Origin of the sequence: Paenibacillus sp. Soil787, assembly GCF_001429545.1 — a bacterium.
Taxonomy (GTDB): domain Bacteria; phylum Bacillota; class Bacilli; order Paenibacillales; family NBRC-103111; genus Paenibacillus_E.
The window spans coordinates 63,790-85,464 of sequence record NZ_LMSP01000010.1; the positions used below are offsets into that span (position 1 = coordinate 63,790).

Consider the following 21,675-nt stretch of genomic DNA (forward strand, 5'->3'; position numbering starts at 1 on the left):
GACAGCCCCCGTTTGAATTTTATTGAACAACCAAAGTAGCTGCTTGAAAATTTACTGGTAAATAATCATTAGGATCTGTTGCGCTGCTTGTTACTGTTTCAACATACCAGGTGTAATCCCCAACAATGGTGGGTGCCATCCAGTTAGTAAATGTAAAAGTCACACTCTGATTCCCGCTAAGTCCAGCATTATTTAAATACAGATAATTACCGGAAAAAGACAAATTGCCGCTCAGTATGGTTCCATCGCTTTTTACAGCCGTGACGTTAGCTGCAGTTGGGTCTGGCCATTTCGGAGGCGCCATAACTTTAACTTTGGTAATAGGATAAGTAGAGGGAGCGCGCAGCGTTACTTTGACTGTTTGTGCAGATGCTGCTGGAACGGTAACTTTATCGATTGATGCTGTACCCCTGCCATAAGAACCGCGAATACGCAAGAATTCTGCATAATATTTGTCCGCCGTTGCTTTGTCATGAATAATCATCAAGTTTTCACTGTTCGTGTCGTTGGCATTCGCACTTGCATTAAAAGAACCCGTTACGACAACACCTGTCATATAACCTTTATCTGCTATCAGTACCTTGTCATGCAGCTTTCCGCCATATGGGTTGTCAGCAATACTTACTGGAATATCAGCATCTGCTAGATAAGCTAGTTCTCCGTAAGGTCCGTTAGAACCATATTGGCTCAAATCGAAAATACCCTCGACATTAACACCACGAGTTTTAGCATTAATGATGGCCGTTCTTAGGTTATCATCTGTAAAGGAAAAATAATCGAAGTATAAGTTGTATTTGGCATTGATCACAACATCAATGAGAGGTTGAATAGGATTATCTTCCGGTGCAAAATAAACTTCAACTGGAAAGCTGCCGGTTGATGTGTTAATCGTTACTTTTTGCTGAGCCGGCGTAGATGGGGATGCGGTTTTGGTGAATTGACCATATACATACATCTCTTCAAAATCCGTTTTATACACATTCGCAAGACTTGAGGAATTCCAAAGAATCGTGTTATTAAAATTGTTGGCATTACAAGTATCGGTCACATTTGTGCTGCCCATCCAGACCTTTTGCCCATCAATGATCGCATATTTATTATGCATTAGCGCGCTGCGGTTATCGCCTTTTACACTAATACCTGCATTTATCAGCTGTTGAGTAAATGTGTTTGTGATGTAGTCGGAATCTGTGACGATACGAATATTCACACCTCGGTTTTTGGCACGAATAACAGCATCTACAAATGGTTGATAGCGAATTTCATAAAATGCACCGTCAAAGCTAGTTGTAGCCCCATCAATAACCGGGATAAAAGCGTCAACAAGATTGGTACCTGTCCCGGGACCGAAAGAAACGGTCTCAGTGTCATAGGTAACAGCTTGAACCACAGTCTGATTTAATGGCAGCATGATTCCGAGGGTAAGGAGTACTGCTTGCAAAGGAACTAGCATTTTTTTAGTAGATAAGAAAGTATAAGTTTTATACTTTTGCTTCGCATCTACCTTGACAAACGCGCTCGTCCCTGAAGGACGACAGAGTCGTTTATCCTTGAATGGTTTTACAATAAACAAGAAATTCACCTTCTTCTATATTGTTGTCTTCCTACGAGAAAGACTCAATTTATAGAATATGATGAATTTGTTATGGGAGTAGCCGAAAAATGTTAAATAAATATATAGAAATTTACTCCCAATCAAATGTTTGAAACGTTCTGGTTTCCGCAGATTCCCTAGTTTTGAGACATTGGAGTGCACAGCTAGAAGTGTTTATTCACCCGAAGGGAGATTCTGTTCTTTCCAGAAACAGCTTGGAGGCCTCGCGTTTGCTTGAACCATTGGATTTTATCCACTGATTTTCCCATTCAGGCCTAACAATGACATCTAACATTGGATTATTTCCAATCGAATTGCCTCAAAACGCTAATATTCATAGTAAATGTTAGTTTCTATTGGATTTTCTCCAATCAAAGTCGGATATCCAAAGCCCGAATTGATATTTTATTGGATTTTCTCCAATGTAATGCAGAGACCACATAGCTTATGAGATCCAGTTTGAAAAATGTCATTATAAATCGGATTTGATGATGTTAAAAATGATGTATGAATGGACACGGGACTTTGAGCAAAATAGAGCCAACTTTGAAACCAAGTTAAAACTATATAATAAGAAACTGATTAGATTACATGATAATAACAATCTGAATTTGTTAGGTAAACAATAATGAAGTTTTCGCAGAAATCGCAAAAAGAAAAGACCTTAACACCGGGTGTGTACCGACGTTAAAGTCTTATTCGTGTTTTGACAACAATTCGCCTTTGTCGTGTATTGAAAGTGCCAACCTTTTGTCGCATATGTGAGCATGCCACAATCTGAATGAAACCTAAGTAAATCACCTGTTCTATCCCGGCTTCACTTTAGATTCAACAGACACTCCTGAATCGACTGCGCCGTAATTACCAGCAGCAAAACGGTCAATAACGTCGAGCGGTAAGTGATCTATTACAAGTTGGCCGTAATGCGCATCCTGTATGATGCCGTTGTCGTCGATCAAGAATTCGGCCGGGATGCGGTAGAAGTTGGATCCTTCCTCCCGAATCAAAGCAAAACCTTCAGCCGCCGCCTCAGCTACGAACTTCTCTGTATTCGTATCAGCCATTGTCGCTTGCACCTTCTCCTCGGACACTTCGACGCCATATAGGTCATAGAGAGTGGCTTGAGGATCAGCAATTAACGGGAATGGCGCTTCCTGCAGGTTGACATACGGGGACATGTTAGTTTCCGGAGACTCGAACACCGCTACTATCTCTAGTCCTTGCAGGCTCCACTGGTTGTAGCGCCGGATGAAATGCCGCACCCGCAAGTTGCACATCGCGCAGCCGGCATTGCGAAAGAACGCGAGCAGTACCTTACGTCCTCGAAGATCGGACAACTGGAGAGGAACTCCGTCGACACCTGTGAACGTGAAATCAGGGGCGAGATCCCCCTTAGATAATGGAATTCTCATTGATAAGCCTCCTAGCCATGTAATGGGTAAACCTTAGTCTGGCCCGACTGACTTTACTTTACCATGAGATGCTCTTGCCTTCTGTGACTTGGTCACCAACGAGCTCCATCAATTCTCCCCGCTGCCGAACCGATACCCAACCCCGTCCCATAGCGATCCAATTCTTCTTCTGCATTCGGCTCAAAACGCGGCTGACTACTTCACGGGCGGAACCTAGTTCGACAGCTAACTGCTGATGTGTAATCTGGACGGTCGGCTGTTGCTCCAACGTCAGCCTCAACAACGTTCCGGCGAGCCGAGAGTCCAGCGGCTGCTCCATTTTACTTGAAAGGATGCTGCCCATACGGATAAACCCATCCAAAATGTTGCCAAATACCGCATTCCGAATAGGCGCATACACCTGAATCCATCGTATAAACGAGCTCTTCGCCACGAATAGGGCCGTCACCTCGGTCTCCGCCGTAATGGTGCCGGGGTATTCGCGCTCGCTTAAACCGCTTAGCACCATAATGGCGCATATATCACCGGCCGACAGCCGGTTGGAAAGTGCTTCACGTCCCCCTTCGGTCACACTCGAGATTTGTACTGTTCCTGCAATGAGGAACAAGGCATACTCAGCGGCATCCTCATTACGAAATAAGGTCGATTTAGCAGAAAATGTTCTAACCCGAGGCTCCGCAGCGGCCCATTCATTAGCTGGGATAGCTTCGAAACAGGGGAAAATGTCGGACAGGGTATGCAACTCAGGGAAGACCTTTGTCATGAGGGATTCTCCGATCGGATAGATTGATATCTTTATTTTACAGGATCGATGCGTGCTGTGACTAGTCACTCAAAGGAAGTCATCTCGATACTGTTCAAAATCGGATACTCGGCACTCTAACTTAAGACGGGTACCATTCGGCTCATAGTTCGTTGAATGAACATGGGCATGTTCATTGAAATAGGCCACTAATCGGCCTTGTTCATAAGGAATCACGATTTCACATTCCATGTAATTCTGAAAAATGTGTTCGCGAATCAGTTGAGTGAGCTCCTCGATTCCGCGCTTCTGCTGGGCGGAGAGGTAGACGAAATCATCTTTTAACAGCGGGTAGGCATGCTCAGTTAAGTCGGATTTGTTATAAGCAAAAATCATGGGAATTCGATCCGCTCTTAGTACCTTCAACGTTTCATTTGTAACGTCAATGTGCTGTTCGTATTCCGGGTTGGCAATGTCTACGACGTGAATCAGCAGATCGGCTTCTGCGACTTCTTCCAACGTAGATCGGAAAGCTTTAACCAAATGGTGGGGAAGCTGGCTTACGAATCCTACGGTATCAGTTAACAAGAATGATTTACTGTCTGGCAAGTTAACGTTTCGAACGGATGTTTCCAATGTGGCGAACAACATGTCTTTGACAAAGACTTGCTTATGCGCCTGCGGATTGTACAACTCGATCATGGCGTTCATTAAGCTTGATTTGCCCGCGTTGGTATAGCCGACAAGACAAATAACAGGGACCTCATTTTTACGGCGCTGCTTTCGTTGAGTTTGACGACGGGCTACGAGTTTCTCCAGTTCGGATTGCAAAGCGGTGATGCGGTCTTCGATTTTACGGCGGTCGAGTTCAAGCTTAGTCTCACCAGATCCCCGGTTTTTAAGGCCAGCCCCACCTCCTTGACGACCTAACGATTCACGAAGTCCTACGAGTCTTGGAAGCATGTATTGAAGTCGAGCAACCTCAACTTGGAGCTGGGCTTCCCTAGTTTGAGCGCGTTCCGCAAAAATGTCTAAAATGAGGATCGTCCTGTCAATGATTTTGCATGCAAGAGACGATTCCAGATTTCGAATCTGGGAAGGGGACAGCTCATCGTTACAAATGACGACGGATGCGTTCCGCTCAGTAATTAGCTGCGATAATTCTTGGATTTTACCCGTTCCGATGTAATGGGAGGGAACCACACGGGTGACTTTCTGGTTTAGCTGACCAACTACCTCTATGTGGCATGCTGCGGCCAGGTTCTTCAGTTCTTCCATGGAGTATGCAAAATTAGGGTGGTTCAAAATATGGACCCCGACGATAATCGCTTTCTCTTTCAGTTGTTCCATCGTTCATCATCCTTTCAAATTAAGGAGTAAAAAAGAAACAACACAAGCAAGGTGCTTGTGTTGTCTGTGGTTGAGGACAATGACTATCGTATCGGACAAAAGAAAACAATCCACGGTTTGGTTGATAAGGATGTTTCACCTTATTTTAAGCCGCGTTGTTTGATCACGATAGAAAGTATCAATTCAGGGTTATAAATGGACAAACTTATCCTGAGTCCTCTGTACACAGACAGAATCTTAAGCGCTATTTAATTAGCCGCGTAAAGATCTAACTCGGATAAAATCTACCATTCGTAACCCCTCCGTTTCCTTAAAGTACTTTAAGGGTATCACAAGGAAGAGCTTCCTTGCCTCTCTAAGAATAATTATAATCATTTTTTACCTAGTTGAGGTTTCGGGCAGAATAACGAAATAAAACAATAGATTTGGAATCCTATTATTATGGGATCTCTGCTTTCTGTCAGTTTGGCCTTATGGTCGCACTAGATTAGCTGAACGACAAATTTTTGTCATACGACTGAAAGCAATAGTTCAAAATCAAAAGGGCTGCAGGGGGCAGCCCTCCGTATTCTCTTACTTCTGGAGGCCAAGCGGTACTGCAAAAAATCGGAGGTTATTATAAAATCAACGTAAGTTACTTGGAGAGCAGTTTCAAAAACTCCCGCATGAAGCCTGGTAAATCCGGCCAAGCGTGACCAGTGACTAATTTCCCATCCACATGAAGTGAATCTGTCGTATACAATGCTCCGAGCTGCTCCACATCTAAACGACAAGCGTTATAGGCAGTCATGGTGCGGCCTTCAAAAAAACGATTGTCTTTTAAAGCGGAGAATACCTGTGCAGCATGGCAAATAGCGCCGATTGGTTTATCAGCTTCAAGGAAGTGACGAATAATACGTGGAACATGTTCGTTCGAACGAATGTATTCTGGGGCTCTGCCTCCAGGAATAATTAAACCAACATATTGACTAGGATCCACATCAACGAAAGCGATGTGTGACGGCAGCAGATGCCCCGGCTTCTCTGTATAGGTCTCCCAATCGTCGATAAAATCGTGAACGACTGTACGAAGTACTTTCTTCGTCGGTGAAGCAATTACGGCCTCGTACCCTTCCTCTAATACACGAAAATAAGGGTAATAAACTTCCAGAACTTCTGCAGCATCACCAGTTAGAATTAAGATCCTCTTTGACATGGAATCACTCCTTGGAAATTGATGGTAACCCACCTATAATTATGAATAAACCTCGTTTCATTGTAAACGGGTGGAATTTGATACGATTTGTCGAATCGAACGAATCAAGCTCTATATCCCAAAGACTCTTTACCACTTAGCCTACTAAAAGTATAATAGGTTTAGAACAAATGTTCTGGGATTGGAGTGGGGTCATAATGAGTAGTAGTAATCGTGAGAATAAAAAGATAGCCAACGTAATGGCTAATGCCTTACTTAACCAGCAATTTATTCGTGTAAAGATTTATAATGAGGCTGGGGATGGGCAAATTACAGGTCTAATAACTAAAATTGATCAAGAGATAAGAAGAGTAAAGCTATCTCACGAAAATGGTACGGATTGGGTAGCATTTGACGATATCTTGAATGTAGAATTGGTGGAATAATACTTTTGCATAGGACTGTGCTAAAGGGAGGCATGCTGGGGGCTCAGCATGCCTTTTTTTTCCAAAATTTATATGTTAAGGGGTAAGCGAAGCTTACCCCTTATTTAACGTGCTGAGAGTGTATCTATATCCGAAAAGTCTGCGATAGGGGAGCCTTCCACGTGGTTCGATTAGGAAAATAGGGAAGTTGAGGTTGCTTATTTTCCTAATCGAACCTGATTTGAAGGTATAAGCAAGGTACGGTTGCTTAATGCTAATTAATTCGTGCTGAAAGTAAGGAAATACAGGAGATAAACACGCTCTGTGGTCTTATCTCACGATATGCATTGAAGTTCGAACAGGCAGCAATATTGCTAAATAGCGAATTGTAGTTCCCTCTCGCTTTTCGTCGAGGATATGCAAGTCATCGATCTTACTGAAAGGGAACGTCAGTGCGCTATTTATGCTAAATTTGCCTGTTTAGCTACCTAGACGGAACTACAATCACTTATTTCCCCTCCAAAAGCAGCATTTTCAGCCAAAGAGGCATATTAGCGAATCGACGTTCCCTCTACATAGCAAAAGGCAGTTATATTGCAAAATAGCGAATCGTAGTTCCTTTTCGCTTTTCGTCGAGGATTGCAAGTCATCGATCCTGCTGAAAGGGAACGTCAGTGCGCTATTTATGCTAAATTAGCCTGTTTAGCTGCCTAGAAGTTCGCGGGAATAAGCACAATTAGCTGGCCTATTCACCCCCGACTATACAATTATTGAGAACCTAGCCGCAGGCTAGGTTTATCTTGATTGGGTTCGGTCTCAAGACGGAGTGTGATTTCATTCCCGGGCTTGAATAAAAAACAATGTCGTCATTATATAATGAAAACACGAATATTATTCACCTGGAGACTGGGTTGTAGGGGAGGGAAATGGATATGGTAAGTGCAAAAACAAATACGAACTTCTTGGATTCGTTTACCCATTCAAGCGTAGTTTCGAAGGACGGAACCACCATTGGATACCAGAGTGTAGGTAAGGGTCCGAGTCTCATTGTCATCCATGGGGCGCTTAGTACTTCGAATGATTTTACTAAGTTTGCCCAAGAATTGTCGGATTCCTTTACAGTCCATGTTATGGATCGACGCGGGCGTGGATGGAGTGGACCGCAAGGGAGTAACTACTCCATCAGTAAGGAATGTGAAGATGTCAAAAGCGTACAAGAAGCAACGGGAGCAGCCTATGTATTCGGTCATAGCTACGGTGGGCTTGTAGCATTGGAAACTGCGCGAACTAGTACTTTTAAGAAAATGGCCGTCTATGAACCAGGCGTTACAATGAAGTCGATACCAACAGATTGGGATTGGCTGCTAGAATATGAAAATGACATGAATAAGAAAGATTTTAGAGGGGCATTTGCCAGCTTTGTAAGGGGTTCAGGTCACACTCCCTTAAAACGGTTACCGAAATGGTATGCAAAATTTATTTTACGTTTGGTGATACGCGGAAATCATTGGAATCAAATAGAAAAACTATTGCCAGAAAATTTAAAAGAGCACAGAGAAGTGAAGCGCCTGGCATCCTCTTTCAGTAATTACCAAATGATTGATGCGAATGTCCTATTAGTTGCTGGGGGGAAGAGTCCGGATTCTGTGCATCAAATGATTCGAGTATTGGGTGAAACCATTTCACGAACACAAACGTCGATTTTACCAAATCTAGATCATCTCGCACCAGATAATAAATATGCACCTGTCGAAGTGGCACAGCATGTAAAGCGGTATTTTCTAAGTTGAACTTTGGTGCCTAAATCAACCATATTATGCAGCTTCGTTCCGTTAACAGGCATTTTGGAGAAATAGGAAATAAAAGGAACGCTCGCGCTGCTTATCGAATTATAATAAGAACTAGAAATCTTACTCCACATTCTCAAATACATAACAGCAGTTTATATCGTGGCACAAGAAATAATAGCAGGAATATTGAAAGGGAGGAACCAACCTTGGCAAACGCCATCATAGAAGTGGACGGACTCGTCAAACGGTATGGGAAATTCACCGCGGTGAGTGGAATCAATTTCCAAGTGCGTGAAGGAGAAGTATTCGGACTGCTCGGGCCAAATGGGGCGGGCAAAACGACAACGATGGAAATGATCGAAGGTCTGAGGAGACCAGACGAAGGAAGGGCACTTGTCGCAGGCTTCGATACGAAAAAAGATTTGAAAAAGGTCAAGGAAATCATCGGCGTCCAGCTCCAATCGACGTCGCTGTTCGACCTGCTCCACGTTCACGAGATCATCCGCATGTACGCAAGCTTTTATCCAAGCTCAGTGCCGATCGAGCCGCTGCTCGACGACATGTTATTACGCGAAAAAAAGAATGACCGCGTCAAAAACTTATCCGGCGGCCAGAAGCAGCGACTCGCTATTGCATTGGCGCTCGTGAATGATCCAAAGGTGGTTTTTCTTGACGAACCGACAACCGGACTCGATCCTCAAGCCCGGCGTACGTTGTGGGATATCGTGCTTCGCCTGAAGGAGCGCGGTAAGACGGTAGTGATCTCAACGCACTACATGGAAGAGGCTCATGTGCTTTGCGACCGCATCTGCCTTATGGATAAGGGACAAATCGTTGCTCTGGATACGCCGGAGCAGCTCGTCCACAGCCTGCAGTCAGACAGCGCCATCGAGTTTCGCTTGCCTGAGCAGATTCGAGAAAATGAGGCACGAAAGCAGGAAGTGTTGACGCTTGTCCAGTCATTGCCTGATGTGAAGCAAGTTGACCAGCGCAAAGACACGTTTGTGCTGTACACGGATCATTTGCAAAATGCGCTGACCGCATTCGTACAGCAAACTGCTGAGCAGAACATCCGGGTTTCCGATCTGCAAACGCGCACGGCAACGCTCGAGGACGTGTTCATCCACATGACGGGAAGGAGCCTGAGGGAAGAATGAAAGCGTATCGTCAATTAACCTTATCCCAGTTACGACTATTTGGGCGAAATCGGCAAGTATTGTTTTGGACGCTGGCTTTTCCGATCTTTTTCATGGTGATGCTAGGTTCATTCTTAGGAAAAGGGGACAGCACATCGCTCTCCGTCACCGTTATCGACCAAGACCAGACGACGGCATCGAAGGCGCTTCTATCCTCAATGAAGCAGCTATCTATATTAAAATTAACTGAAAACGCAGATCTCGACGCGGCGATGAAAGATCTTAAGCATGGCGATCGGCAGCTTGTCGTCGCTGTTCCAAAAGGGTATGAAGCTGCTGTGAGTGCTAAATCCGCCTCTATGGAAGGTTCCAAACTCACCGTCTACTACGATGAAACGAGCCAAACAACCAATCAGATCGGGCTCCCCATCATGTCTCAGATCGCCGATGGCATTAGCAAGCAGATCCTGGGTTACACCCCAGTCATCACGATTCAATCACAGGCGGTCCAATCCCTTAACCTGAAGTATATCGATTTCCTCGTCCCAGGCATCGTTGCTATGATGATTATGAATAACAATCTGAACGGCGTCGCCGGCCAAATCGCATCTTGGCGCGAACGGGGTATCCTTCGGCGTCTTCAGAGTACGCCGCTCCAACCTAGGAGCTTCATTGCTGCGCAAATCACGGCTCGACTGCTGTTGAATGCCGCGCAGGCGATCATCGTGCTGCTGATCGGCAGCCTGATTTTTGGAACGCAGGTGAACGGTTCGTGGATGCTTCTGCTATTGTTCGTCGTACTCGGGACACTGACGTTCATGTCGATCGGCTTTGTCATCGCCGCGCTCGCCAAAACGCCGGAAAGCGCTGGCCCGATTGCCGGCTTCGTCTCCTTCCCGCTTCTATTTCTAGGCGGCGTCTTCTTTCCGATCAAGAACATGCCTGACTGGCTGCAGCCCGTAGTTAAGCTGCTGCCGATCTCGCATCTGTCCACAGCGCTGCGCCAAATCATGAATGTCGGAGCCTCGCTTGCCGACGTGTGGCGTGAAGCCGCGCTGCTTGGCGGCTGGATGCTTGTAGCCTTCATTATCGCTAGCCTAACATTCAAGTGGGAGTAGCGAAAAATTATGTTTTTCCTAAGATTGAGGGTGAAATAGAATGATCTTGTCTAGCGAATCAAATTTTATAGAAGATTATCTAGTCGAAACAGAGGAGGTTGATTATAGTCACCTTTCGATTAAAGAAAAAGCAACAGAATTATATAACGAATCAAATAACGAAGATGATTTTGTGAAAAAAGCTTTTGAATTTGTTCGTGATGAAATATCTCATTCTTGGGATATTCAAAGTTCAAGAATCACATGTAAAGCCTCGGAAGCACTATTCTTTAAGGAAGGTATTTGTTACGCAAAGTCTAATCTGTTATGTGCCATATTAAGAAGCAAAGGGATTCCAACTGGTTTTTGTTATCAACGACTTACAATAGGCGACACATCAGAAACAGGGTACTGTATCCATGCTTTAAATGCAGTTTACCTTAAATCCATAGGAGGATGGGTTCGCCTAGATGCACGTGGAAATAAAGTTAATGTTCATGCGGAATTCTCCACAGATGAAGAAAAACTGGCTTTTTTGGTAAGAGAAGAATACAACGAAGTGGATCATCCAGAGATATATAAACATCCAAACTCAAAAACAATTCATGCATTAAAGCAAAATACAGATTGTATAAAGATGTATCTACATGGTCTACCGTCTAGTTTATAATCATTTAGCGAAAAAAAACGTATCCATGTATATTTTACTTTTTCTTGGGCATAATATTAACTATTGCGTTAAAAACGGAAAAGAAAGAAAACCTGTTTACCGGATAATGTTCGTATTAAAAAATGTATCCATCTTGGAATTGAAAATTGAATGAAGTATCGCCTGCAATATGGTTAATTTCTCCTTTCAGGTAGACGCAAGAATGAAGAAGCTGAGATCGATGATCCAGCTTCTTTTTTATTTAGAAAAGTATAAGTTTCGAGGTAGAGCTACTTTTGGTTAGAATTGCTGCATTTTTTGTAGAATCCACCTCATATCCCTTCGATGTTGCATAATGGGGGTGATCTACCCTGACGGTTTTTCTTATGTTCGATGAAGAAGAAGTCTTCATTCGACGGTGCTGAACGAATGGAGATATGCCAAACTTGTATAGTTTTCGAATTTCTAAAAATTATATTTACCTTACAATGGTTTTTTGATAATATAATCGCAATAATCAAATGCGATGAAGAGAAGAGTAAATAAATGAATTCTTTCACAGAGAGCTCCGGTTTGCTGAAAAGGAGTGAAGAGTACTTTATTGAAAAAAGCCTCAGAGCAGCTCATCGGATCCTTTTGAAAAGAGTGATGGTGTGTCAGGAGCTCCTGTTACAGAGCTAAAGTATACGCATTACATGGTAATGCCGTACTTGAAGAGGCTGATATGGCGACATATTAGCGAATTTGGGGTGGTACCACGAGTATATACAATCTCGTCCCTAAGACTGACTATAGTCTTGGGGGTGGGATTTTTTTATTGGTGCATAAGAAATATAGCTCACGTGAAACATGCGTTACACCGAATCAGACAGTTTGAATATATATTTAGGGTTCCCCTTAATCATGCTATTTTGAAAGGATTTGAATATCTTATGTCAGAAAAACTGAAGGTTGGTATTGTCGGAGGAACAGGTATGGTTGGTCAGCGGTTTGTTCAGTTGCTGGATCAACATCCTTGGTTTAAAGTAACGGCCATCGCAGCTAGTAGTAGTTCGGCAGGTAAAACATATGAAGAATCTGTGCAAGGAAGATGGAAGTTGTCCGGCCCAATCCCTGAAGAAGTTAAAAATATCGTTGTCCAAGATGCTTCCAAAGTTGAGGAGGTTGCCGCCCAGGTCGATTTTATTTTTTGTGCTGTGGATATGAAAAAGAATGAAATTCAAGCGTTGGAAGAGGCATACGCAAAAACGGGCACACCCGTTATTTCCAATAACTCGGCTCACCGCTGGACGCCTGACATCCCGATGGTCATTCCGGAAGTTAATCCAGGGCATATTGAAGTAATTGCTGCACAGAGAAAACGACTCGGAACCTCGACCGGATTTATTGCCGTTAAGCCGAACTGTTCAATCCAGAGCTATGTGCCGGCCCTTCATGCACTGCTAGATTACAAACCAACCAAAGTGGTTGCATCGACGTATCAGGCGATTTCCGGAGCAGGTAAAAACTTTACCGATTGGCCGGACATGTTAGATAATGTCATTCCTTATATTGGCGGCGAGGAAGAAAAAAGCGAGCAGGAACCACTGCGCATATGGGGCAGCATTGTAAATGATGAAATTATTAAAGCAAGTGTACCTTTAATTACAACGCAATGTATTCGCGTTCCAGTAACGGATGGGCATTTGGCTACCGTATTTGTATCGTTCGAGAAGAAACCTTCGAAGGAAGAAATTCTTGATCGGTGGCTGCAATTCAAAGGACGGCCACAGGAGCTTGGTCTGCCAAGCGCGCCAAAACAGTTCATTACTTATTTTGAAGAAGAGAACAGGCCACAGACTAAACTTGATCGTGAAATTGAGCGCGGTATGGGTGTTTCGGCGGGAAGATTGCGCGAGGATTCCATTTACGATTTTAAATTTGTAGGACTATCACATAATACATTACGCGGAGCAGCGGGCGGTGCTGTTCTGATCGCCGAACTGCTTAAAGCTGAAGGGTACATTCAGGCAAAGTAGAAGGATTGCAGAAAGAGATCTTCTTATCGCATTAATGTAGACTCCATTAGGGCTGCCATTTGGCGGTCCTTTCCTCTTTCAACAGGAAACGATATCACTTGATTCGAGAACATTTCCCAGCCTATTGACAAATAAACTGTATTTCGTTAGCATCATGGAGAAACGGACAATTGTCCGTAATAATATATATTAGACAAGAGAGAATCAGCAGAAGATGCTGAATCGGATGGAGGGAATACATGTCTTCAGGTAAAAACAATGCAGCAACAGAAGCCCCGTTTTCAATGCGAAGCATATTAGGGCCGTTGGTGGCAATTGTGGTTGGTATTTTCATGGTCATTTTGGATGGAACGGCGGTAAATGTTGCTCTTCCCAAGCTGCAGGAAGAATTTAAACTATTGAACTTGTCCTTAGTACAGTGGACCGTGATCGGATATGCGCTGGCACAAGCAGCGGTCATTCCGTTAGCGGGCTGGCTATCCGACAGATTTGGCGCCAAAAAAATATTCTTGATCTCGGTAGGTCTTTTCACTATTGGTTCTGGTCTATGTGCGCTGGCTAATTCGGTTGAAATGCTGATTACTTTCCGTATCATCCAAGGCTTGGGTGGCGGTGTTGTTGTACCGATTGCCATGGCGTTTATCTATCGTCTGTCGCCGCCGGGAAAAGTAGGGGCCGTCATGGGCATGATGGGTATTCCGATCTTGCTCGGTCCGGCGCTTGGCCCCGTTATTGCAGGCTGGTTAGTCGAGTATCACAGCTGGCAGTGGATATTCATGATTAACCTGCCTATCGGCGTCATCGGAATTATTCTCGGAATCCGTACATTACCGAATATTGGGCGACAGTCGGTTGCATCCTTGGATTTACTTGGCATGCTATTAGGGCCAATTGCCTTTGCAGCGCTAGTATATGGCGTTTCTAATGGTGGGATTGACCCGATCACCGGGAAATCCACATGGATGGATGCAGATACGCTGATCGGCTCAGGAATCGGTATTGTGGCGCTTATTTTATTCGTTATCGTGGAATTAAGACGTGAGAATCCGCTTCTCGAGCTTCGCGTATTCCGCTCAGGTAATTTTACGAAAGGGATCATCGTGCAATGGATTTCACAGATTGCTATGTTCGGAACCATGTTCCTTGTCCCCCTATATTTACAACAGGCCCATGGATATAGTCCTCTGAAGACAGGGCTCATCATGCTTCCGCAAGCCCTAGCTTCCGGTCTATTTATGCCAATTGGCGGTAAACTGTCAGATCGTTTCGGAGCGCGTCCTCTCGTCTTGGCAGGTATGGCTCTTACGACGATTTCAGCCTTGTTACTGTCCAATATTTCTGGTGATTCAGGTATAGGTACAGTGATCCTGCCGCTTGCACTGCTAGGCGCGGGAATGGGGCTGTTCATGATGCCTCTCAATAATCATTTAATCCAATCCGCACCTCAGAATTTGGTTGGACGTGTAACGTCGCTCACGAACGCCGCACAGCAAGTTATGATGTCCTTCGCTATCGCCATTTTGATGACGATCTTTACAACGAAGATGAAAAATTTAATGGTTGAATCAGGTAAGCAGAAGCCGGATTTAGACTTGTATGCTTCTTCCTTTGGGCACACATTCTTAATTCTGCTCGGTATCGCGGTTGTCGGCGGATTGCTTGGTCTTATGCTGCAAAAGCCCAAGAAGGTGGAAGGCGAGTCTACGGACGGTGCTGAAATTCCAATGATAGTTAGTCATTAATCTTATAGAAATCGAAAAACCCGGTCCAAGGCGGAACCGGGCTTTTTTTACATTACAATATGTTGATCATTGATTTTGTGATCTGCTGCTGGAGGATTGATTTTCTTTAAATGCCTCTGCCGCTTCCTCTGCGGAAAATTCCGTATCATCTTTACCTGGGACAGGCATTTTGTTTAACTCCGTAGACTGTACTTCTGCCTTTGTTGCCTGATTATCTTGATTGGGCATTGTGACACCTCCTTTATTAAAATAACAACAAGGAATAGTTTTCCACCAATGAAATTTTTTATTCGGATCCGTTATACGAATATGACGATTGTCACCTCGATCCGGTGACTTGACTCACTTTTGAAATACTCTCTGACAGGTGATAATTAGACTATAAAATCCTTTAAGGGAGTGTTCATTACTATGAATTCAACAGTATCGTTGATCATTTCGGCTTTGATTTTCTTTTTCATTCTGCGAGGACAATTAAGCGGCATGCGTAAGCCGCTAAGGAAATCGGGAGTAACGTTGCTGCTGCCTATCCTATACATTTCTACTTCACTTATGCAATTGTTTGATCCAACGCTGCATATTAGCGGAGAGCAAGTAATCATTGCTTTGTTGATCGGTATGATTGTTTCGATTCCGCTTATTGTGACGACCAACTTTGAAGTTCGAGATAATGGGAACACGTTTATTAAGCGTAGTAAAACGGTCTTTGTGCTGCTGATCGTGATCTTTGCACTTCGTTTCCTTGCAATTGCGACTATAAAATCAATCGATCCAAGCACACTTAGCTTTATGTGCAACCTGATGACCTTTGGCTACATCGCGACTTGGCGGATCATTAGTTTTATTAAATTCCGAGGTGTCAGCTCTTCGAAGCAAGCTGTAGTGAATATTTAACTCCAACTGGAGGAAGTCCAGTAGAGACTGTTGATTCCGATGAAAAGGCAACATTGCCGAAGCAGCACGGTATACTGACCGTGCCCGGCTGGGGCCGTTTCCGAAAGGAGCGGAACTGTCATACTGCCCAATCCAAAACAGTATGTTGTGCTATCTTGATACAGGATAAATGAGGGAGTAGAAGCTGCCTGACTTATTTATGAAGAGAGGCGGCTTTTTTGCGGTTTTCCACGAACCAGTATAAGCATTTTTGCTAACCATCTTCCTAATCCTTTTTCTTTAGGAGATTATGATGACTTTGAGGGCTTTGAGGGCTTTGCATTTATTGAAAATGGGATTAAGTTAATTCCTGTATGTGATTTGCCGCTGACGATGGTTCGACTTGCTAAGGAAATTATACCTTTTATCAAAAACGGTGGAGAAATAATGATCAAACACGGTTGGTTGGAGGAACCGCCACAAGTAGAAGATAGAAGACAATTAACGAAATCGTGATGGAAATGAATAACACGAGTAAGCTGCCGCAACTTAATTGGGCAGCTTATTCCGTCTTAAAGAGCATAGATTAAACGTTGGGATTGATCGTGAATTCGGCCATTATGGAGGCAATAGTGTCTTGAAATGAGGTTTCGAGTAGAAAACAGGGGAAAGAGTATTGCCTTGCCAAGTCAATCCTCACTTGAATCAGGGGCATTAGGTTTATTAATCGGTAATGTTTCTCATATAATACTCAATAATATCTTTCCGGCGAATAATGCCTATGAAGATATTGTCGTCATCAACAACCGGAACAAAATTTTGATCGGCTGCTAACGCCAGCATATCCTCCATATATGCATTAATTGAAACGGACTCATTGTGAATATGTTTCTCGATTTCGCTCACTTGTACTTGATCTAAATTATCAAAATGAATCCCAGGTGTATTCTTTAACGTCCATAACAGATCACCTTCCGACAATGTACCTACATATTTCCCGTCACTATCCACGAGGGGAAGTGCTGTGTAATAGTGATTTTCCAATTCTTCTAACGCTTCCTTCATGGAAGCTGACGATGTGATAAAGGCAACCTTGTCTTTGGGCAATAGAAAAGAGGCTATTTTCATGGTTATAAACTCCTTTTCTCTGAAATTTCAAATCATGATATGTTAATTAAAACATAAATAGCTTACAAAGGCATTGGGAGATGTTTCCATTTTGGCAGGAGTCGCCAGAATATGCACCGGTAGCTTAATACATGAGTTCATCCAAAACTTGCGATAGCCTAACCAGATCCTCCCTAATATCCCGACAAGACATACCGATCATACTCAACTCTCTCCAGCCTTCCTCAATCTCGGCAATCATCAGGTCAATATCTCCATTTGTGATCTTTCTTTCCTCAATATTGGTCAGCATTCTAAGCTCCTTTAATCATAATAATTGTTTCAATAGTATAAGTTTCGTTATGTAGTTCGCGTATGAGGGTGTAGAAGACAGTCGAATAATGAAGGGCAGGTACAACGAGTTGGGGAGTAGCGAAAAGCTTAGGATATTCGGACGGAGAAATGATTGAATTTGCCATACAGCTTAATGTTGTAAAAATGATCGTAGATCATGTGAAAATACCTGTTACTGCAGATATTGAGTCTGGTTATGGAGAAGATGATCAAACGATATTTTGTTCCCGGATTGAAAGAAGATGACGAAATCAGAGCAATCGTATCGCAAATAAATGCCCCGCTAAATATTATGTCTTTGCCGGGACTTACTAACTGCAACAAGCTCAAGGAGCTTGGAGTCAAGCGGTTAAGCATTCGAGGAGCGTTATATCGGAAGGTTAACAACTTATTGGATCATTGTGCGGCTCAGATTTATGAGTCTCAGGATACATCGATATTATTTAATTAACCAATAATTCACCAGATTAACGCGTAAGATCAGGCTTCGAACTGAAACAGTTTAGCGAAATATTTCATGGAATCGGGACTACAACTGCTTTTTAATCGAGCGTGCAATTTTTCTTTGGCAATCTTGGGGTCAATATTGAATTCGTGTAATCCAACGCTCTCCATCCAATGATCCGCTGTTTCGAATGAAGTGCTTTGCCATGCGCTGTTCTCATCTAACGATATTCTGCTTTCTTTGACACCGGAAATAACGATATCCAACGTGCCTTGTAAATCCAATATACCTTGTCCAAAGGTTTTTTTCATTTCTTTGGCGTTCATGCCCGTTTTAAATCTTAACGACCTTGTTTCAATTCCTTCGTCTTCTTTGACTTGATGGAAGAGCTCTACAGAAGCTTTTGAAACAAGGCCGTGCTTATACCGATCTTCAATAGGTTGAGGGCTTCCTAATATGGCTTTGATCCATGGGAACAGTTTGCGTGAAATGAAAACTGATTTTTTCTTTAGGAATTTGCCATAGGCAGCCGTACCGTCGCTCGGAAACCGTGCTCGCCACACCCAAGGATCTAAATCTGTGCCAGTTAACCACGGCTCACCGTGAGTGACCTGATAGAGTGATGGGTGATCTGGGATTAATGGAGCTAAAGGTAGAATACCGACTTCATGGATAAGTTGAACGGCCTCTTCATACGTATGTATTTTTTGTTCTTTCATAGCAGTTCACCTCAACCAGTCGATTTAATTTGAAAATAAGGGCTTGTCCATTTAAATATGGAGTACGTGATAGTAAAACACAATATAAATCGTATAAATCGTATAACCTGAAGAGCAGAGGCCACCGCCTTTGCTCTTTTTGCATAAACTTCTGATCTTAATCTTAAAATCTGGGATGTAAAATAAACTTGACATCATGTATAGTAAACGGTATGTTATGTATATAATACTTTACTTATTTATAAATATTGACAAAAAAGGAGAGGTGAATATGTCCTTTCAAGAAAAGAGAAATATCGTATCTTTATTTGCCACCTTACTGATTTTTTCTATCTATAGTGTGTATGTGTTTCAAAAGTACCAAGAAGGGAGCTTTCACACTTCGAATGAATTCAGCTTCTGGGGGGCCTTCATCTTAATCTTAATCCCGGTGTCGATTGTAGCAAAAGTCATCATTCATATCGTTTTCAGTATAATCAATACCCTAGCAACGAAGGAGAAAGAACCATTCATTACAGATGAGTTGGACAAATTAATTGCATTGAAATCCACCAGAAATTCTCATTATGTCTTTATCATTGGTTTTCTTCTATCCATGATACCGCTGGTCATGGATCAACCACCCTATGTCATGTTCATCATACTTATTGGTTCTGGGTTATTGTCAGAGGTGGTTGGGATCAGCACACAGCTATATCTCTATCGGAGAGGAGTTTAAGGTGGGCAAGGGGCACATTAGCAACAACATTCGGACCTTACGTTTTAATCATGATGAAATGACCCAACAACAATTAGCGGATAAAGTAGGGGTGACACGACAGACCATTGTTGCCATCGAGAAAGGGAATTACTCTCCTTCTCTGGAATTGGCTTTTCGTATTGCTAACGTCTTCGGTCGAAAGTTGGAAGAAGTGTTCTCTTTTGAGGAAAATTAGGAGGGGTTAAAAATGATAAACCTTAATACCGAAGATTCACCGCTTTTTTATTCTAGAGTCGCTGGGTTCGGGCTTCTACTTATGGCCATACTTGCTATGTTTTCTAATTTTACTGTTCTTGAGGGTCTAATTGTTTCGGGTGATGAAGCAGCTACTGCTAATAACATCATAGCCAATGATATGTTATTTCGGAGTGGATTTATCAGCTTTGTCATCGTACTTATTCTTGATGTGCTGGTAGCTTGGGCACTGTATGTTCTGCTCAAACCCGTTAATGAGAATCTTGCCATGCTCGCGGCGTGGTTTAGGTTGGTGTACACCGCTATTTTTGGAATCGCTTTGTCTAACCTTTTGAATGTTTTACCACTTCTAAGTGGTGCTGAATACTTGAAGGTATTCACAACAGATCAATTACAGGCTCAGGTGATGTTACTGATCGATGCATTTAGAAATGGATGGCTGATTGGGTTAGTATTTTTTGGATTTCATTTACTGGTCGTTGGTTATTTAATCATCAAGTCAGGAGGCTATATACCAAGAATAATTGGGATCTTCTTGATCCTTGCATCTGCGGGATATGTTATAGATAGTCTTGCACATTTTCTTCTACCCAACTACGCCGACTACAAAACGATATTCCAACTGATTGTAGCCGTACCTGGTGTGATTGGGGAGTTATCCTTAGCTTTCTGGCTTCTAATTAAGGGTGTAAAGGTTCAACAGCGGCAATAGCTATGCATTCTTAAATTGTTATATTCACAAAACCAACTCCCGCGATGGGAGTTTTTTCTCTTTATGGGAAATTGTGCCCATCACACCCGCACGGAAGCCACCAAGTAAGCGAGAGAAGGCGTGTCTGTGGTTATGGGAGAAACCATGCAAATGTACATGCTTTTTTCTTTAAATAGCACATATCTCGTAAATTTCTGCAATTCTGCAGGCTTTTTCAGTCTTTTTTATATTTCAGAATGGAAAAGCTAAAAATTCCTGTATATTAGCAGGCTTTTCCAATCTGAAATTGATTTCATTAAAAATACCTGCACTTTCGCAGTTATTGTGGCTTTGAATCATAGTTCCTCCTTTATACCCAACGTCCATTTCTCCTTATGCACAAAAAAAGGGGTTTATACGAAAGACCAAAGGCACGGCCTGAGGTTTTTCTTACTTTGCTGGAAATTATCAATACGGACGACGCTATACAGAAGCTGACTTAGAAGCAGCTAAACATGCGAGTGATCTTGTTCCACGGGATTTCATTACACTCAACTTGGATTACAGGCAGAATGGTCTGGGCAGCAACAGCTGTGGACCGGCCTAACCCCCGGAGAATACAGTCACTTCGGAAGCTTTATTTCGAATGAGGCCTATACACAGCCGGAAATTGTGCGGTAGCTCCGCATAACAGTACTGCTCATCGGAATGATGAGTCGTCGTTTGGGGGCCTTTTCTGTTTGCCAGTATGAGGGACAAACTCTAAAAACAAAAAGTGGAATCCTTTATTTTAAAAGGGATTCCACTTTATCCATTTGTGCAATCAATTGTAGAAAACTCATGGCTTTCTCATAGCCTCTGATATAACTGTGAAATCCATTTGATCAATTTCAAAGTGTCCCATGCGAAATCGATATCCCCAATTTCGGTTTCCCTTGGTGAAACTTATTCTGTCCAAGAGGGAATGGGCGGGAGCCTCCGTACACTCATAATAATCTATGTTGCGTCGATATGGAATGAAGGATTCACTCATAGGATACTCGTACACTTCGTCATCTCTCACTTGTCCAATTGCTGTAAATGCCTGTAAAGGTTCACCGCCATTTAAATCCGTTTTTGGGGAGTAATAGATTAGCCAATCTCCCTGTCTCATTCGCTTTAATGGAGCGGCTTTTCCGTGACACAATTGTGCAAAGCCGCCTTCTACTCCTCTCATGACGTGTGATTTTGAAACGACTCCAATCCAATAACGAACATGATTATTTTCCATATCAATCACACAGCCTCGAGTTCAATTTTTCTGGCCAAGCCAATTTTAATTGTAATGAGAAATTCTGATGTAGGATTCTCCTGCTTGATGTGAGAATATGTTCATTATAACAACCTGCTCTTGACAACGTAT

24 protein-coding genes, 1 pseudogene, 1 riboswitch and 1 other annotated feature are annotated in these 21,675 nt (G+C 42.9%); of the genes and pseudogenes, 15 read left to right on the forward strand and 10 right to left on the reverse strand.

Annotation, left to right across the window (positions count from 1 at the left end; all coding sequences use genetic code 11):
• Positions 1 to 19: 19 nt before the first annotated feature.
• The 5 genes from ASG93_RS11710 to ASG93_RS11730 form a co-directional block, all read right to left on the reverse strand.
• A complete protein-coding gene (locus ASG93_RS11710) occupies positions 20 to 1,573 on the reverse strand; it encodes a phospholipase D-like domain-containing protein (RefSeq protein WP_056832078.1) in 1,554 nt (517 codons plus the stop codon).
• An 827-nt stretch (positions 1,574 to 2,400) separates the two neighbouring features.
• Complete coding sequence (locus ASG93_RS11715; protein WP_056832079.1) at positions 2,401 to 3,006, reverse strand: peroxiredoxin family protein; 606 nt, start codon at positions 3,004 to 3,006, stop codon at positions 2,401 to 2,403.
• Between the two features lie 58 nt (positions 3,007 to 3,064).
• A complete protein-coding gene (locus ASG93_RS11720) occupies positions 3,065 to 3,769 on the reverse strand; it encodes a Crp/Fnr family transcriptional regulator (RefSeq protein WP_056832081.1) in 705 nt (234 codons plus the stop codon).
• Positions 3,770 to 3,838: 69 nt separating this feature from the next.
• Positions 3,839 to 5,098, reverse strand: coding sequence for a GTPase HflX (gene hflX, locus ASG93_RS11725; RefSeq protein WP_056832082.1), 1,260 nt, complete (start codon positions 5,096 to 5,098; stop codon positions 3,839 to 3,841).
• Between the two features lie 634 nt (positions 5,099 to 5,732).
• Positions 5,733 to 6,293 carry a DJ-1/PfpI family protein gene (locus ASG93_RS11730; protein ID WP_056832084.1) on the reverse strand — a complete coding sequence of 187 codons (561 nt, stop codon included), beginning with the start codon at positions 6,291 to 6,293 and terminating at the stop codon, positions 5,733 to 5,735.
• Between the two features lie 197 nt (positions 6,294 to 6,490).
• On the opposite strand from ASG93_RS11730, the gene ASG93_RS11735 reads away from it, so the two are divergent.
• The 7 genes from ASG93_RS11735 to ASG93_RS11765 all read left to right on the forward strand — a co-directional run bounded on the left by ASG93_RS11735 (position 6,491) and on the right by ASG93_RS11765 (position 15,129).
• Entirely contained in the window at positions 6,491 to 6,718 is a 228-nt protein-coding gene (locus ASG93_RS11735) for a YolD-like family protein (protein ID WP_056832086.1), read from the forward strand.
• Between the two features lie 911 nt (positions 6,719 to 7,629).
• A complete protein-coding gene (locus ASG93_RS11740; RefSeq protein ID WP_056832088.1) occupies positions 7,630 to 8,487 on the forward strand; it encodes an alpha/beta fold hydrolase in 858 nt (285 codons plus the stop codon).
• Positions 8,488 to 8,693: 206 nt separating this feature from the next.
• Complete coding sequence (locus ASG93_RS11745) at positions 8,694 to 9,644, forward strand: ABC transporter ATP-binding protein (RefSeq protein ID WP_235550822.1); 951 nt, start codon at positions 8,694 to 8,696, stop codon at positions 9,642 to 9,644.
• Entirely contained in the window at positions 9,641 to 10,741 is a 1,101-nt protein-coding gene (locus tag ASG93_RS11750) for an ABC transporter permease (RefSeq protein ID WP_056832090.1), read from the forward strand. Before ASG93_RS11745 ends, ASG93_RS11750 begins: the two co-directional genes overlap by 4 nt.
• Positions 10,742 to 10,781: 40 nt before the next feature.
• The gene (locus tag ASG93_RS11755; protein ID WP_056832092.1) at positions 10,782 to 11,390 is read left to right on the forward strand and encodes a transglutaminase-like domain-containing protein; all 609 of its coding nucleotides are present in this window, start codon (positions 10,782 to 10,784) and stop codon (positions 11,388 to 11,390) included.
• 496 nt (positions 11,391 to 11,886) lie between these two features.
• Positions 11,887 to 12,153: a binding site (T-box leader), on the forward strand.
• A gap of 148 nt (positions 12,154 to 12,301) precedes the next feature.
• Positions 12,302 to 13,387: an aspartate-semialdehyde dehydrogenase gene (asd, locus tag ASG93_RS11760; protein WP_082614866.1), complete on the forward strand. Its 1,086-nt coding sequence runs from the start codon at positions 12,302 to 12,304 to the stop codon at positions 13,385 to 13,387.
• Between the two features lie 239 nt (positions 13,388 to 13,626).
• The gene (locus tag ASG93_RS11765; RefSeq protein ID WP_056832095.1) at positions 13,627 to 15,129 is read left to right on the forward strand and encodes an MDR family MFS transporter; all 1,503 of its coding nucleotides are present in this window, start codon (positions 13,627 to 13,629) and stop codon (positions 15,127 to 15,129) included.
• 66 nt (positions 15,130 to 15,195) lie between these two features.
• On the opposite strand, the gene ASG93_RS35900 is transcribed toward ASG93_RS11765, so the two are convergent.
• Positions 15,196 to 15,357 carry a hypothetical protein gene (locus tag ASG93_RS35900; RefSeq protein ID WP_198146514.1) on the reverse strand — a complete coding sequence of 54 codons (162 nt, stop codon included), beginning with the start codon at positions 15,355 to 15,357 and terminating at the stop codon, positions 15,196 to 15,198.
• Positions 15,358 to 15,540: 183 nt separating this feature from the next.
• On the opposite strand from ASG93_RS35900, the gene ASG93_RS11770 reads away from it, so the two are divergent.
• A complete protein-coding gene (locus ASG93_RS11770; RefSeq protein WP_056832097.1) occupies positions 15,541 to 16,023 on the forward strand; it encodes a CcdC protein domain-containing protein in 483 nt (160 codons plus the stop codon).
• Positions 15,996 to 16,184, forward strand: a riboswitch (Lysine riboswitch). Its footprint overlaps the gene before it by 28 nt.
• Before the next feature lie 199 nt (positions 16,185 to 16,383).
• Positions 16,384 to 16,518: a DUF3231 family protein gene (locus ASG93_RS35010; protein ID WP_268796007.1), complete on the forward strand. Its 135-nt coding sequence runs from the start codon at positions 16,384 to 16,386 to the stop codon at positions 16,516 to 16,518.
• Between the two features lie 207 nt (positions 16,519 to 16,725).
• Here the strand turns inward: ASG93_RS35010 and ASG93_RS11775 are convergent, their stop codons facing one another.
• Both ASG93_RS11775 and ASG93_RS35015 read right to left on the reverse strand, forming a co-directional pair.
• Positions 16,726 to 17,130, reverse strand: a complete 405-nt coding sequence (locus tag ASG93_RS11775; protein WP_056832099.1) for a CBS domain-containing protein — start codon at positions 17,128 to 17,130, stop codon at positions 16,726 to 16,728.
• Positions 17,131 to 17,254: 124 nt separating this feature from the next.
• Positions 17,255 to 17,422 carry a hypothetical protein gene (locus ASG93_RS35015; protein ID WP_156410876.1) on the reverse strand — a complete coding sequence of 56 codons (168 nt, stop codon included), beginning with the start codon at positions 17,420 to 17,422 and terminating at the stop codon, positions 17,255 to 17,257.
• A 149-nt stretch (positions 17,423 to 17,571) separates the two neighbouring features.
• Between ASG93_RS35015 and ASG93_RS36315 the strand changes: the two genes are divergently transcribed.
• Together ASG93_RS36315 and ASG93_RS11780 are read left to right on the forward strand one after the other, a co-directional pair.
• Positions 17,572 to 17,709 (forward strand): hypothetical protein, encoded by a 138-nt coding sequence (locus ASG93_RS36315; RefSeq protein WP_235550823.1) that lies wholly within the window; start codon positions 17,572 to 17,574, stop codon positions 17,707 to 17,709.
• Positions 17,660 to 17,914: an isocitrate lyase/phosphoenolpyruvate mutase family protein gene (locus tag ASG93_RS11780; RefSeq protein WP_235550824.1), complete on the forward strand. Its 255-nt coding sequence runs from the start codon at positions 17,660 to 17,662 to the stop codon at positions 17,912 to 17,914. Before ASG93_RS36315 ends, ASG93_RS11780 begins: the two co-directional genes overlap by 50 nt.
• A gap of 29 nt (positions 17,915 to 17,943) precedes the next feature.
• On the opposite strand, the gene ASG93_RS11785 is transcribed toward ASG93_RS11780, so the two are convergent.
• Positions 17,944 to 18,627 (reverse strand): hypothetical protein, encoded by a 684-nt coding sequence (locus ASG93_RS11785; RefSeq protein WP_056832103.1) that lies wholly within the window; start codon positions 18,625 to 18,627, stop codon positions 17,944 to 17,946.
• Between the two features lie 271 nt (positions 18,628 to 18,898).
• On the opposite strand from ASG93_RS11785, the gene ASG93_RS11790 reads away from it, so the two are divergent.
• The 4 genes and pseudogenes from ASG93_RS11790 to ASG93_RS34120 form a co-directional block, all read left to right on the forward strand.
• A complete protein-coding gene (locus tag ASG93_RS11790; RefSeq protein WP_056832105.1) occupies positions 18,899 to 19,345 on the forward strand; it encodes a hypothetical protein in 447 nt (148 codons plus the stop codon).
• A 58-nt stretch (positions 19,346 to 19,403) separates the two neighbouring features.
• Complete coding sequence (locus ASG93_RS11795; protein WP_414858857.1) at positions 19,404 to 19,562, forward strand: helix-turn-helix transcriptional regulator; 159 nt, start codon at positions 19,404 to 19,406, stop codon at positions 19,560 to 19,562.
• Positions 19,563 to 19,574: 12 nt separating this feature from the next.
• On the forward strand, positions 19,575 to 20,294 hold the full coding sequence (locus tag ASG93_RS11800; protein WP_056832109.1) for a DUF4386 domain-containing protein: 720 nt from the start codon (positions 19,575 to 19,577) through the stop codon (positions 20,292 to 20,294).
• 460 nt (positions 20,295 to 20,754) lie between these two features.
• A pseudogene (locus tag ASG93_RS34120) lies at positions 20,755 to 20,874 on the forward strand (hypothetical protein); the annotation flags it as partial.
• 237 nt (positions 20,875 to 21,111) lie between these two features.
• Here the strand turns inward: ASG93_RS34120 and ASG93_RS11805 are convergent.
• The gene (locus tag ASG93_RS11805; protein WP_056832111.1) at positions 21,112 to 21,543 is read right to left on the reverse strand and encodes an EVE domain-containing protein; all 432 of its coding nucleotides are present in this window, start codon (positions 21,541 to 21,543) and stop codon (positions 21,112 to 21,114) included.
• Positions 21,544 to 21,675: the final 132 nt, after the last annotated feature.

Excerpts from the sequence above, each read along its gene's own strand:
- ASG93_RS11715 (WP_056832079.1), bottom strand. The coding sequence starts at position 3,006 with ATGAGAATTCCATTATCTAAGGGGGATCTCGCCCCTGATTTCACGTTC.
- ASG93_RS11720 (WP_056832081.1), bottom strand. The coding sequence starts at position 3,769 with ATGACAAAGGTCTTCCCTGAGTTGCATACCCTGTCCGACATTTTCCCC.
- hflX (WP_056832082.1), bottom strand. The coding sequence starts at position 5,098 with ATGGAACAACTGAAAGAGAAAGCGATTATCGTCGGGGTCCATATTTTG.
- ASG93_RS11730 (WP_056832084.1), bottom strand. The coding sequence starts at position 6,293 with ATGTCAAAGAGGATCTTAATTCTAACTGGTGATGCTGCAGAAGTTCTG.
- ASG93_RS11735 (WP_056832086.1), top strand. The coding sequence starts at position 6,491 with ATGAGTAGTAGTAATCGTGAGAATAAAAAGATAGCCAACGTAATGGCT.
- ASG93_RS11740 (WP_056832088.1), top strand. The coding sequence starts at position 7,630 with ATGGTAAGTGCAAAAACAAATACGAACTTCTTGGATTCGTTTACCCAT.
- ASG93_RS11750 (WP_056832090.1), top strand. The coding sequence starts at position 9,641 with ATGAAAGCGTATCGTCAATTAACCTTATCCCAGTTACGACTATTTGGG.
- ASG93_RS11755 (WP_056832092.1), top strand. The coding sequence starts at position 10,782 with ATGATCTTGTCTAGCGAATCAAATTTTATAGAAGATTATCTAGTCGAA.
- asd (WP_082614866.1), top strand. The coding sequence starts at position 12,302 with ATGTCAGAAAAACTGAAGGTTGGTATTGTCGGAGGAACAGGTATGGTT.
- ASG93_RS11765 (WP_056832095.1), top strand. The coding sequence starts at position 13,627 with ATGTCTTCAGGTAAAAACAATGCAGCAACAGAAGCCCCGTTTTCAATG.
- ASG93_RS35900 (WP_198146514.1), bottom strand. The coding sequence starts at position 15,357 with ATGCCCAATCAAGATAATCAGGCAACAAAGGCAGAAGTACAGTCTACG.
- ASG93_RS11770 (WP_056832097.1), top strand. The coding sequence starts at position 15,541 with ATGAATTCAACAGTATCGTTGATCATTTCGGCTTTGATTTTCTTTTTC.
- ASG93_RS11775 (WP_056832099.1), bottom strand. The coding sequence starts at position 17,130 with ATGAAAATAGCCTCTTTTCTATTGCCCAAAGACAAGGTTGCCTTTATC.
- ASG93_RS35015 (WP_156410876.1), bottom strand. The coding sequence starts at position 17,422 with ATGCTGACCAATATTGAGGAAAGAAAGATCACAAATGGAGATATTGAC.
- ASG93_RS36315 (WP_235550823.1), top strand. The coding sequence starts at position 17,572 with ATGATTGAATTTGCCATACAGCTTAATGTTGTAAAAATGATCGTAGAT.
- ASG93_RS11780 (WP_235550824.1), top strand. The coding sequence starts at position 17,660 with ATGGAGAAGATGATCAAACGATATTTTGTTCCCGGATTGAAAGAAGAT.
- ASG93_RS11785 (WP_056832103.1), bottom strand. The coding sequence starts at position 18,627 with ATGAAAGAACAAAAAATACATACGTATGAAGAGGCCGTTCAACTTATC.
- ASG93_RS11790 (WP_056832105.1), top strand. The coding sequence starts at position 18,899 with ATGTCCTTTCAAGAAAAGAGAAATATCGTATCTTTATTTGCCACCTTA.
- ASG93_RS11795 (WP_414858857.1), top strand. The coding sequence starts at position 19,404 with ATGACCCAACAACAATTAGCGGATAAAGTAGGGGTGACACGACAGACC.
- ASG93_RS11800 (WP_056832109.1), top strand. The coding sequence starts at position 19,575 with ATGATAAACCTTAATACCGAAGATTCACCGCTTTTTTATTCTAGAGTC.
- ASG93_RS11805 (WP_056832111.1), bottom strand. The coding sequence starts at position 21,543 with ATGGAAAATAATCATGTTCGTTATTGGATTGGAGTCGTTTCAAAATCA.